Genomic DNA, 11,074 nt, shown 5'->3' with positions numbered 1-11,074 from the left:
CGGCTGATGTATCAGCTGTCATAATCGATGACGTGGGCCAGTTGTTTTGCGAATTCCAAAGACATACCTGTACCCACGGCAACACAATTCAAACTTTCGTCTGCAACGGAAATTGACAGGCCTGTTTGCTCACGCAATGCCAAATCCAATTCCCCCAATAATGCACCGCCGCCTGTTAACATCACGCCGCGATCCACAATATCTGCAGCCAAATCTGGCGGTGTGCTTTCCAGCGCTTGCATCACAGCTTCGCAAATCTGCTGAACTGGTTCAGCCAAAGCTTCTGCAACCTGAGCCTGATTCAATTCAACTTCTTTTGGAACGCCGTTCAACAAGTCACGGCCGCGAATGATCATTTTCTCACCCACACCGTTTTCAGGAATACGCGCTGAACCGATTGTTGTTTTAATACGTTCAGCCGTTGCTTCACCCACCAATAGGTTTTGTTGGCGACGCAGATATGAAATCAAAGCTTCATCCATACGGTCACCACCAACACGCACAGAACGCGCATAAACGATATCACCCAATGACATCACAGCAACCTCTGTTGTACCACCACCAATGTCCACAACCATAGAACCTGTTGGTTCTTGGATCGGCATGCCAGCACCTAAAGCTGCTGCAATTGGTTCTGCAATCAAACCAGCCTTGCTAGCGCCCGCAGATAAAACAGATTGGCGAATGGCACGTTTTTCAACAGGCGTTGCCCCATGAGGGACACAAACAATGATACGCAACTTCGACAAAGGTGAGCGTCTGTGTGCTTTGGTGATGAAATGTTTGATCATTTCTTCAGCCGTATCAAAGTCAGCAATCACGCCATCTCGCATTGGGCGAATGGCTTCAATTGAACCAGGTGTACGCCCCATCATTAATTTTGCATCTTCGCCAACGGCTAGAACGCGTTTTACGCCGTCTTTAACATGATAAGCCACAACAGAAGGTTCATTTAGGACAATTCCTTTACCTTTGACATAGATCAGCGTGTTCGCTGTACCCAAATCGATTGCCATGTCAGAAGAAAATATGCCTAAAAGGTTACCCAGCATGTATTACGCCCCATCTTGAATTACACGTTTCAAGACTCACCTTGAAAGCCTTAATCTTATAGGTTGTGAACCCCTTTCACGTAAAGGGGGATTCAGGGCTAAATACCCCACGTCGCACAATAAATATCAATTTAGGCGAAGTTTTGCCCCAAATACTTGAAATTGTACGAAACGAACGCATAGATTAGTATGCGTTCGCCCTATGTTTTAGATTATTGTGCTATTCAGCGTCAGGTGCTGTTTTCTCACGGCGTACCAAAAGCTTGTTCAGTGCATTCACATAAGCTTTGGCCGATGCCACAACCGTATCTGTGTCCGCAGATTGCCCTGTTACGATCTTGCCATTCTCTTCCATACGCACAGAAACAGTGGCTTGTGCATCCGTTCCTTCGGTCACAGCGTGCACTTGGTAAACGTTCAACGATGCTTCATGCGGGAACAAAGCTTTCACAGCATTGAATGTCGCATCTACTGGTCCGTCACCCGTTGACGTCACCTGATGATCTTTACCATCAATAGTTAGGGTCAAATCCGCAGATTGCGGTGCTTCTGTTCCGCAAATCACGCGCAAGAATTTCACTTGTAAGAAGTCATATTCCTGATGTGTGCCCTCGTCAGACACCAAAGCAATCAAGTCATCATCGTAAACTTCTTTCTTGCGATCCGCCAAAGCTTTGAAACGTACAAAAACGTCCTTCAACTGATTGTCGCCCAACTCGTAACCCAAATCAGCCAACTTAGAACGTAACGCCGCACGACCAGAGTGTTTGCCCATCACCAAATTCGTCTCAGACAAACCCACATCCTCTGGACGCATGATTTCGAACGTATCTGCCGACTTCAACATACCGTCTTGGTGAATACCGCTCTCATGGGCAAAAGCATTCTTACCAACAATCGCTTTGTTGTTCTGAACGGCAAACCCAGACACAGTCGCCACACGGCGGCTTAGGTTCATCAATTTCGTGGTATCAATCCCAGTGGCAAACGGCATGATGTCATTACGAACACGCATTGCCATCACAACTTCTTCCAACGCAGTGTTACCCGCTCGCTCGCCTAAGCCATTGATTGTACATTCAATTTGACGTGCGCCACCTTCAACAGCCGCCAAAGCATTGGCTGTCGCCATACCAAGGTCATTGTGACAATGCGTTGCAAAAACGATCTCATCAGCACCAGGCACTTTTTCCAACAACATACGAATGATGTCCGCACTTTCACGTGGCGCCGTATAGCCCACTGTGTCAGGAATATTGATCGTTGTTGCACCGGCTTTAATAGCCGTTTCCACAGTACGGCACAAATAATCTTCTTCTGTGCGTGTCGCATCCATCGGTGACCACTGAATATTGTCGCACAAATTACGCGCATGGCTGACCGTATCGTGAATACGTTCAATCATTTCATCCATCGTCAAATCAGGGATTGCACGATGCTGCGGGCTTGTGCCGATAAAGGTGTGAATGCGCGGACGCGCTGCATTTTGTACAGCTTCCCAGCAACGGTCGATATCTTTGTAAACCGCGCGGCTTAAACCACAGATCACAGAATTCTTCGAACGTTTCGCAATCTCAGAAACAGCTGCAAAATCACCCTCTGAGGCAATTGGGAAACCGGCTTCGATAATATCCACGCCCATTTCGTCCAATAGGCCAGCAATTTCCAACTTTTCATTGTGGCTCATTGTGGCGCCAGGGCTTTGTTCGCCGTCGCGCAAAGTTGTGTCAAAGATCAAGACGCGGTCTTGTTTAGATGTATCAGTCATTTTGGTATCTCGTTTTTATACTTAGCTTTTCAGTCTCATATTTGCGCGAATTTCATACCCTCTGAGCGCACGCGCCATTAAGACACGCTCAGAGGCGGCTAAGCAGAAGCAGCGCAATAAGATTCAGGCCCAAAGGAGCCGATCCATCAATGATATGTGCGCTAGTATTCATGAGATACGCTTATAACGGGATTCGTACGGAATGGAAGAGGGTATAAACCCTTACTCACAAGCTCTATATAAAATAAAAACAGTGTCAGTTACTTTTGAATTCATACTGCGATGCAGCATGCAAAGTGGTTCGGTATTTTTGCTTTCACATGCTTCGATATAATCCCAACAACTCTGAGATTGCTTTAAATTAATAAAACCCATCTCTATCATTAAGGTTTGATGTGGTGGATTTGTATCGTACCCGTCATGAGGTGCTCGTTCATAAACTCCCCAGCTTTGTAGTAGGTTCTGTTCTTTCAAGTACTCACAAAAATCATCAAAAGATTTTTTATATGCCTTAACCGTTTCACCTTCTTTAAGGTCGAATTGTCCAATCATTTTAGCCATATTTGTAGTTCCCACTCATTTGCCTTTTTTGTTTGAAGAGGCGTGTAATACGAAAAAGATAGCTATAAGTGTAATTGCGTCTAAGCTATTTGCGACTTATTACGTTTCAGTCCAAACTTAGGTAAATAACGAAAGTACGAATATGACTATCCTCCAACATACCACTGATTACCCTAAATTACCTGCTGACACGCTAGCAGTTTTTGCTGATATACCAGCGGCTGTCATTTCAGACGCAGTTGGTGAACGGATGACAATGGGTGGTGCGATCAACCCATTAACGCGTGATATGCGCATTTGTGGGCAAGCGCGTACTGCGGATTGCCTGCCAGGAGACAACAGCCCAATCCGTGTCGCGTTGCAAATCGCCAAAGAGGGCGAGGTTATTGTAGCGGATGCCAAAGCTTACGAAGAACGCGCAGTTCTTGGAGGCCTTATCGCTCTGTTTGCCATGGAACAAAAAGTTGGTGGCCTTGTGATTGATGGGTCAGTCCGCGATAGTGATGAAATCATCGAAGCAGGTTTAAACGTGTTTTGCCGTTCCGTAGTGCCATGCCGCCCAAAACGTCAAAACGAGGGCGCGATTGATGCCGAAATCACATGTGGTGGTGCCAAAGTTAAATCAGGGGATTTGATTATCGGTGATGCAGATGGTGTAGTCGTTGTTCCATTGGCACGCGTGGATGAAGTGCTGGAAGCAGCACAAGCGATCCTCGCAAAAGAAGCCAAACTAATGGACAACTTGCAAAAGGGTGGCACATTGGCAGAATACATGGGCACAATAGAGGTGCAAAAAGTCTAAAGGGTAAGGAATGGCAACAGCTCAGAAGAAAGTTCTTATCATAGGCGCATCAGGCGGTATAGGATCTGCCCTAGCTGAGCTGTGCATAAAACGCGATTACCACGTATCCACATTATCGCGACGCGACGATGGCATAGACATCACTGATGAAAGCAGCATCAAAGCCGCAGCAGACACTATCGCAGGTGGCCTTGATATGATCGTCATTGCAACAGGCGTATTAGAGGTGGATGGATTGCGCCCCGAAAAAACCATCCAATCCATGACTGCCGAAAAATTGATGACACAATTCCAGATCAATGCCCTTGGACCTGCGTTGTTACTAAAATACTTCACCCCAAAGCTCACCAAGTCCCGCCGTTGCGTGGTGATGACATTATCCGCACGCGTTGGTTCTATCGGTGACAATCATTTGGGCGGCTGGATTTCGTATCGTTCTGCCAAAGCAGCATTGAATCAAATCATCCACACAACAGCGATTGAATTAGATCGCAAAAATCCGAATGCCATTTGTATTGCTTATCATCCAGGAACAGTAGGGACTGATCTTACAAAGAAATACCTTAAAAACCGCACGTTTGTTGCGCCAAAAGATGCGGCCCAAGATTTGTTAAACGTTGCGGATAGCCTGACACCCAGAGATACAGGCGAGTTTTTCGATTGGGCAGGGAAAAAGCCTGTTTGGTAAACCTGTGCTTCGATAATCATTTGACCCGCTCCATAACAAATCTATCTAGTAAAAGAGCATTAGTCGGAGGGTGTTATGCGTGATTTAAAAGATTTTATAAATTGGCGCCGCCTTGATGATAAAATCACACTCTCTGGGCAGCCAACAGAAAAACAATTGTCTGAAATTAAAGACTTGGGCGTGACACATATCATCAACCTTGGCCCACATTCGAACAAAGGTGCCTTGCCTGACGAAGCGGCTTCTGTTGCTGCATTAGGGATGGAATACATCTATATCCCTGTGAAATTCCAAACGCCAACGGATGAAGATTTTGCTAAATTTTGCGAAGCTATAGAAAGTAATAAAGACACTAAAATTCATGTCCATTGCATTTACAATGCTCGCGTTACGGCTTTCTTATATCGGTACGCAAAATCCAAATCCGATATGGATGATGCCAAAGTCTATGAAATCATGGATGGTATATGGCGCCCAGGAAATGACTGGGCAAAGTTCCTAAACGATGACACTGCGTTTGGGCAACTCAACAAATATGCTGGCGAAGATTATTAAGGCAAAATTATTGCGTGGCTTCAGATTGTTCGCTTACCTCTTCAACAACAGGCTGCCCATTTTCCCAAGCGCCATCAAACACGTCGCCATTTGCATATGTCATGACACCCACACCTGCGCGCACGCCATTGGCGAATGAACCATCATAAACATCCCCATTGGCATATTTGGCAACACCTGCGCCGTCTATTTGGCCTTCAACCCATTGCCCGTCATATTCAAACCCATCATTCGTTGCCAATCGCCCAGCGCCATGACGTTTGCCAGCTTTGAACTGCCCATCATAAACACTGCCATCCGAAAATGTTGCAATGCCTTGCCCATCCCGAATGCCATTCACCCATTGGCCTGTATATGTATAACCTTCGGCATAAACGATCTTACCTTGTCCGTGGTTTTTCGCATTCTTGAACTCACCCTCATAAACAGTACCATTCTCAAATTTCGCCAAACCTTTGCCCTCAATCACACCAGCAACCCAACCACCTTCATAGCTGCTGCCGTTTGCATATGTGATTTTACCTGTACCTTCAGGCAATCCATCTTTCAAAATCCCAACATAAACAGACCCATCCGTATGATTGATCTGCCCCGCACCTTGCAACTTCCCTTGAACCCAAGTGCCCGAAGATGCAGACCCATCCTTACGCTTGAGCGTGCCATCACCATGGCGCAGACCTTTTGCGAAACCACCTTCGTAAACATCGCCATTCGCCAGAACCTGTTTGCCCTGACCATGCTTTTGCCCATTCAGCATAGCACCGTCATAGGTTTCCCCATTCGCCAATGCCAATGTACCAGAACCACTGATCTGCCCTTCAACCCATTCACCCGTATAGGTCACACCATCGGCCAGAGTTACTGTGCCAGTACCATGACGTAATCCATTCACCACATCGCCTTGGTATTTTGAGCCATCAGGATAAACGATACTTGCAACACCCGTTTTTTGCCCTTCAACCCAGTCACCGTCATAACGGTACCCTGTTTCGCTGGTCAAAATCCCTTTGCCGTGATGGTTGGCTTGATCAAAAGCGCCTTCATACGTTTCGCCATTGGCATAACGCGCAATGCCTTGCCCGCCAATTTTACCGTTCTTCCAAGTGCCCACATAGGTGCCGCCATCTGCAAAGGTGATCTTGCCCAAACCTTGCGGTTTGCCATCCACAAACTGCCCTTCATAAAGCGATCCGTTTGGAAACTTTGCTGTGCCTTCGCCTTGGATTTTACCTTCAACCCATTGCCCGTCATATTCATAACCATTGGGCAAAACATATTTGCCCTGACCATGCTGGCGCCCATCTTTAAACGTCCCCGTATAAACCCCGCCTGTATCATATTGCTTGGTCAATACTTTGGTCGTTTGCGCCTGCGCAGGCGCCACAATAACAGCCCCCGCCATCAGCAAAGTTAGGATTTTCAAAGGTCGCATTATAGTCACCAGTCATATTCCTTTACGGTTTCATCCAAACTCTATGATGTGCCACACAATCTGACAAGCATCCTGACCACTTTCGCTTTCCATGGGCGATCAATCTGATAAAACGAACCCAAGTCTATGTGATAGGATGCAAAATGACCGATAAATTAAGGTTAACGCTGGCACAATTAAACCCAACAATGGGTGATTTTAAGGGCAACCTTGCCAAAGCAAAGGATGCTTGGGATCAAGCCAAAGCTGCAAATGCGGATATGCTTGTCCTGCCAGAAATGTTCCTATCAGGCTACCAAGCCCAAGATTTGGTGCAAAAACCAGCCTTCACAGCAGATGCAAAAGCCAAGCTAGAAGAATTCGCTGCGCTATGCACAGACGGCCCAGCCGTTGGTATCGGTCTACCGATGCGCGATGGCGAAAGCATCTATAATTGCTATGCCATTCTAAAAGACGGCAAAGTTGCGAACATCATCCGCAAACACCACTTGCCGAACTACAAAGTTTTTGACGAGCCGCGTACATTCGAAAGTGGCGACATGTCAGGCCCATACACCATCGGCCCAGCCCGCATCGGCTCACCGATATGCGAAGATGCATGGTACGAAGACGTCTGTGAAACACTCGAAGAAACGGGTGCTGAAATCCTCGTGTCGCCCAACGCTTCCCCATACTATCGCGGCAAGTTCGAAAAACGCATCAACACGATGGTCAGCCGTGTGATCGAAACCGAATTGCCATTGGTTTATCTAAATCTTGTCAGTGGCCAAGACGATCAAGTCTTTGACGGCGGTTCATTCGTCCTAAACCCAGGTGGTAAACTCGCCCTGCAAATGCCTCTGTTCGAAGAGGCCATCGCCCATGTTGATTTCATCAACACTGATGACGGTTGGATCGCAGAAGAGGGCGCCAAAGCCAGCTTTCCAGATGAATGGGAACAGGATTACCACGTCATGGTTTTGGCCTTGCGCGACTACATGGCCAAAACAGGTTTCAAAAAAGTACTGCTTGGCCTCTCAGGCGGCATAGATTCCGCAATCGTTGCCACAATCGCCGCCGATGCGCTGGGTCCAGAAAATGTGCGCTGCGTGATGATGCCATCCGAATACACATCCCAAGAAAGCTTGGATGATGCCGTCGCCGTCGCCAAAGCACTTGGATGTCAATATCACAATGTCCCAATATCCGAAGGCCGCGATGCCATCACCAACACATTGGCAGGCATGTTCGAGGGTATGGAACCAGATGTAACCGAAGAAAACATCCAATCCCGCCTGCGTGGATTACTGCTGATGGCGATGTCCAACAAGTTCGGTGAAATGCTTTTGACCACAGGCAATAAATCAGAGGTCGCAGTGGGCTATGCCACCATATATGGCGATATGTCAGGGGGCTATAACCCGATCAAAGACCTCTATAAAACCCGCGTGTTCGAAACATGCCGCTGGCGCAACGACAACCACCGCGATTGGATGCTGGCACCCGCAGGTGTTGTGATACCCGAAAACATCATCAGCAAACCACCCACCGCGGAATTGCGCGATGATCAAAAAGACAGCGACAGCTTACCAGAATACGATGTGCTGGACGGCATTTTAGAAATGCTCATGGACCAAGACGCAAGCGTCGCCGATTGCGTCGCCGCAGGATACGACCGCGCCACAGTCAAACGCGTGGAACATTTGCTCTACATATCCGAATACAAACGCTTCCAATCCGCACCAGGCGCACGTTTGTCACTGAAAGCTTTCTGGTTGGATCGTCGTTATCCGATAGCGAATAGATGGCGGGATGAGAGCAATTAACCTTACCCTTTTGTTTTTAAGTTTGTTAACCAATTATAAGCATCGTAGGCAGAGTTAGGGAAACCTGCGGCAAGGACCAAATCTCTTGCATCGACTTTGTATAATTTAATTGCATCCTCTAACTCGTCTAAATTACCGTTACTAAGTTTTAAAACAGCTAGTTGACATCTATCAACATCATTCTCATTCGAACCTCCAAATATACCCTTAACTATTTCTAATTTATCTTTCACTCGTTCGATTTCAGAAGTTTCAAATAGATGGCTAATAGCTTCTTCAGTTCTTTTGGAAATAAACACTATGGCTGACCTCAAATTATTTAAGTTTACCTTTAGATATAAAAAATGGTCAAAAACAAGCAGCATTTGTCTTTACTCCAAAAACACCCCGTCCAAAACGCCATGACGGGTCTTTTGATCTAATAACCGATCTTTCTCTGCCCAACGTTTGGTGATCTCAACCGCGTTTTCACACTTATTGGCCATAACTTCTTTGGCCGCTTCAAACCCATTCTGCCCATGCTTCTTTTCATGGGTGATCAAGTTTTCGATCATCCTATCCCATTTTACCAATACATTTGCAGGCACAGCACTGCGGTCACGTATTTCGGGGATGTAATAATTAACGGTAACGGTGACAAAACACAGCTCAGTTGCGCGCAAACGCCATTCCGTAAACGCCCAAAACCCATCCGGCCCACGGATGGAAATTGAATGCTTTAACCCGGGGATATCCGTGCCGTTTACTTTGTAGCGCAGCCAGTTTTCTTGCATCAACGGGATGTCTTGTGCATAAGCGGTTGATGTGAGCCCTAAAATAAGGGCAGGGATGCGCAACGCTTTAGCAAATTTCAAACCAACCCATTTCATATGTTCAGTTTATGGAAAATCACAAACGGATCAAATGACATCCGCGTCAGCATGAGTTTTCTATGGTGTATCTAACCGATATTTTAAAAAGTCCTGACCATCATATGTGATTATCTCAATAAACTGAGCGCCCAATCGTTCCAACGCTTTAAGCCGTGTCCGTGACGGGGGTAAAAGGAATGTCACATAAGGGATGTTTTCATCTTCTTTGGCAAACTGAATAGCCTTCTTTGTAATTGCAAGGCCAAGACCAAAGTGATCGGGTTTCAATACCAACCCAAAATCCCATTCATCACCTTCTTTTTGAAACCCACCCCATCCGACATAGCTGCCGTTACATAATATCGCCCAATGCCCCAATCCATCGCGTTCCCAACACGCTTCTTTTGTGGCAATGAAATCTGCAAGCGTGTCGTGGTTCCATTCGAATGTCAGAAGCGGCATGTGTTCAGCCACACGTGGGTCGGACATATGCGCTATGATTTCATCAGGCGAAATAGCGGGAAGCCGTGTGAATGTAATCTGATGGGTGGATTTAGACACCATTCACTTAATTCCTGACCACCAAAGCGACCCCAAGCATAACCACTAAACATCCAAATATGGAAACTGGACTTAACGTTTCACCAAACAACCACCACGCCTGAATAACGGCTGCGGGTGGCACCAAATAGAAATAACTGGTGACCTTTGCCACTTCACCTTCGCGGATCATGTACATAAGCAATAATACCGCAACGATTGATAAGGCAACGATTGCCCAGATAATAGCGGCATAAAGCTGCCATGTATGCTCAACCCAATGGGTTTCCAGCAATAATGTCGCTGGTAGTACAGTGATAAACGCACCAACATATTGCCAGAATGATCCTGCCAAAAGGGGAATGTCTGCACAATATCTTTTTTGAATAATAGTACTCGCTGCAATGCCAAACAGTGCAACGATACAAGCGGTTAAACCAATGGTTCCTACGTCAGAGCCATCAATTTCAGCGCTGCCTAAAATCACAGCCAATAATCCTGCAAATCCCAAAATCACGCCTATGGCTTGTTTGTGAGAGATCACAGTTCCAAAGAATAAGCGATTGACTGTAATCGTTAGGATCGGTTGTACGCCCACAATGATCGCAGAAAGCCCTGCGGGAAACCCACGACTGATTGCATAAAACACGCCGCCCAAATAAAGCCCATGCAGCAGGAACCCTACAAGCATTTGCAAGCCAATTTCACGAAGCGGTATCCATGCTGCTTTTGCAATCAAGATCATAATTGCGAACAACACGATCACGATGCCAAAGCGGATACTGATAAAGTTGAATGGTTCGATGTAAGGTAGGCCAAAGCGCGCACCGATAAAGCCTGTGGACCACAGCCATACGAATAGGAATGGAATAAGTGCTGTTCTGGTTTTTGCAGTCATGAATTGCCTGATATTTTAAAGAAACGTCATGTGACAGAAGTCATACGTTAGTCATACGCGGATCATACGCAAGTCATACATGCACTTTCGGCTCTTGGCGTTTGCGCAATGACGGGCTATAT

The 11,074-nt window shown here is 46.5% G+C and carries 12 protein-coding genes; 4 read left to right on the top strand and 8 right to left on the bottom strand.

Features of this window, described 5'->3' with window-relative positions; translation table 11 throughout:
• Positions 1 to 11: 11 nt before the first annotated feature.
• The 3 genes from F9L33_RS10645 to F9L33_RS10635 form a co-directional block, all read right to left on the bottom strand.
• Positions 12 to 1,052 carry a rod shape-determining protein gene (locus tag F9L33_RS10645; protein ID WP_152142767.1) on the bottom strand — a complete coding sequence of 347 codons (1,041 nt, stop codon included), beginning with the start codon at positions 1,050 to 1,052 and terminating at the stop codon, positions 12 to 14.
• A 220-nt stretch (positions 1,053 to 1,272) separates the two neighbouring features.
• Positions 1,273 to 2,820, bottom strand: coding sequence for a 2-isopropylmalate synthase (locus F9L33_RS10640; protein WP_152142766.1), 1,548 nt, complete (start codon positions 2,818 to 2,820; stop codon positions 1,273 to 1,275).
• 222 nt (positions 2,821 to 3,042) lie between these two features.
• Entirely contained in the window at positions 3,043 to 3,381 is a 339-nt protein-coding gene (locus F9L33_RS10635; RefSeq protein WP_152142765.1) for a DUF6614 family protein, read from the bottom strand.
• Positions 3,382 to 3,523: 142 nt separating this feature from the next.
• On the opposite strand from F9L33_RS10635, the gene F9L33_RS10630 reads away from it, so the two are divergent.
• The 3 genes from F9L33_RS10630 to F9L33_RS10620 all read left to right on the top strand — a co-directional run bounded on the left by F9L33_RS10630 (position 3,524) and on the right by F9L33_RS10620 (position 5,426).
• Complete coding sequence (locus tag F9L33_RS10630; RefSeq protein WP_152142764.1) at positions 3,524 to 4,183, top strand: RraA family protein; 660 nt, start codon at positions 3,524 to 3,526, stop codon at positions 4,181 to 4,183.
• Between the two features lie 10 nt (positions 4,184 to 4,193).
• A complete protein-coding gene (locus F9L33_RS10625; protein WP_152142763.1) occupies positions 4,194 to 4,871 on the top strand; it encodes an SDR family NAD(P)-dependent oxidoreductase in 678 nt (225 codons plus the stop codon).
• Positions 4,872 to 4,946: 75 nt separating this feature from the next.
• Positions 4,947 to 5,426 carry a protein tyrosine phosphatase family protein gene (locus tag F9L33_RS10620; RefSeq protein ID WP_152142762.1) on the top strand — a complete coding sequence of 160 codons (480 nt, stop codon included), beginning with the start codon at positions 4,947 to 4,949 and terminating at the stop codon, positions 5,424 to 5,426.
• Positions 5,427 to 5,433: 7 nt separating this feature from the next.
• Here the strand turns inward: F9L33_RS10620 and F9L33_RS10615 are convergent, their stop codons facing one another.
• Positions 5,434 to 6,858, bottom strand: coding sequence for a 2-isopropylmalate synthase (locus tag F9L33_RS10615; protein WP_152142761.1), 1,425 nt, complete (start codon positions 6,856 to 6,858; stop codon positions 5,434 to 5,436).
• A gap of 143 nt (positions 6,859 to 7,001) precedes the next feature.
• Here F9L33_RS10615 and F9L33_RS10610 point away from each other — a divergent pair, with 143 nt between their 5' ends.
• Positions 7,002 to 8,663, top strand: coding sequence for an NAD+ synthase (locus F9L33_RS10610; protein ID WP_152142760.1), 1,662 nt, complete (start codon positions 7,002 to 7,004; stop codon positions 8,661 to 8,663).
• Between the two features lie 2 nt (positions 8,664 to 8,665).
• On the opposite strand, the gene F9L33_RS10605 is transcribed toward F9L33_RS10610, so the two are convergent.
• The 4 genes from F9L33_RS10605 to F9L33_RS10590 form a co-directional block, all read right to left on the bottom strand.
• The gene (locus F9L33_RS10605) at positions 8,666 to 9,028 is read right to left on the bottom strand and encodes a hypothetical protein (RefSeq protein WP_152142759.1); all 363 of its coding nucleotides are present in this window, start codon (positions 9,026 to 9,028) and stop codon (positions 8,666 to 8,668) included.
• 6 nt (positions 9,029 to 9,034) lie between these two features.
• Positions 9,035 to 9,517, bottom strand: a complete 483-nt coding sequence (locus tag F9L33_RS10600; protein ID WP_193222022.1) for a DUF922 domain-containing protein — start codon at positions 9,515 to 9,517, stop codon at positions 9,035 to 9,037.
• Between the two features lie 75 nt (positions 9,518 to 9,592).
• Positions 9,593 to 10,078 carry a GNAT family N-acetyltransferase gene (locus tag F9L33_RS10595; RefSeq protein WP_226804089.1) on the bottom strand — a complete coding sequence of 162 codons (486 nt, stop codon included), beginning with the start codon at positions 10,076 to 10,078 and terminating at the stop codon, positions 9,593 to 9,595.
• Positions 10,079 to 10,082: 4 nt separating this feature from the next.
• The gene (locus tag F9L33_RS10590; RefSeq protein WP_152142757.1) at positions 10,083 to 10,952 is read right to left on the bottom strand and encodes a DMT family transporter; all 870 of its coding nucleotides are present in this window, start codon (positions 10,950 to 10,952) and stop codon (positions 10,083 to 10,085) included.
• Positions 10,953 to 11,074 lie beyond the last annotated feature (122 nt).

Origin of the sequence: Amylibacter sp. SFDW26 (assembly GCF_009184395.1) — a bacterium.
Taxonomy (GTDB): Bacteria; Pseudomonadota; Alphaproteobacteria; order Rhodobacterales; family Rhodobacteraceae; genus Amylibacter.
The sequence above is the reverse complement of the archived record's forward strand: the minus strand, read 5'-3'. Positions and strand labels throughout refer to the sequence as shown.

What these genes read in the sequence shown, in the direction of transcription:
- F9L33_RS10645 (WP_152142767.1), bottom strand. Translation starts at nt 1,052, where the DNA reads ATGCTGGGTAACCTTTTAGGCATATTTTCTTCTGACATGGCAATCGAT.
- F9L33_RS10640 (WP_152142766.1), bottom strand. Translation starts at nt 2,820, where the DNA reads ATGACTGATACATCTAAACAAGACCGCGTCTTGATCTTTGACACAACT.
- F9L33_RS10635 (WP_152142765.1), bottom strand. Translation starts at nt 3,381, where the DNA reads ATGGCTAAAATGATTGGACAATTCGACCTTAAAGAAGGTGAAACGGTT.
- F9L33_RS10630 (WP_152142764.1), top strand. Translation starts at nt 3,524, where the DNA reads ATGACTATCCTCCAACATACCACTGATTACCCTAAATTACCTGCTGAC.
- F9L33_RS10625 (WP_152142763.1), top strand. Translation starts at nt 4,194, where the DNA reads ATGGCAACAGCTCAGAAGAAAGTTCTTATCATAGGCGCATCAGGCGGT.
- F9L33_RS10620 (WP_152142762.1), top strand. Translation starts at nt 4,947, where the DNA reads ATGCGTGATTTAAAAGATTTTATAAATTGGCGCCGCCTTGATGATAAA.
- F9L33_RS10615 (WP_152142761.1), bottom strand. Translation starts at nt 6,858, where the DNA reads ATGCGACCTTTGAAAATCCTAACTTTGCTGATGGCGGGGGCTGTTATT.
- F9L33_RS10610 (WP_152142760.1), top strand. Translation starts at nt 7,002, where the DNA reads ATGACCGATAAATTAAGGTTAACGCTGGCACAATTAAACCCAACAATG.
- F9L33_RS10605 (WP_152142759.1), bottom strand. Translation starts at nt 9,028, where the DNA reads ATGCTGCTTGTTTTTGACCATTTTTTATATCTAAAGGTAAACTTAAAT.
- F9L33_RS10595 (WP_226804089.1), bottom strand. Translation starts at nt 10,078, where the DNA reads ATGGTGTCTAAATCCACCCATCAGATTACATTCACACGGCTTCCCGCT.
- F9L33_RS10590 (WP_152142757.1), bottom strand. Translation starts at nt 10,952, where the DNA reads ATGACTGCAAAAACCAGAACAGCACTTATTCCATTCCTATTCGTATGG.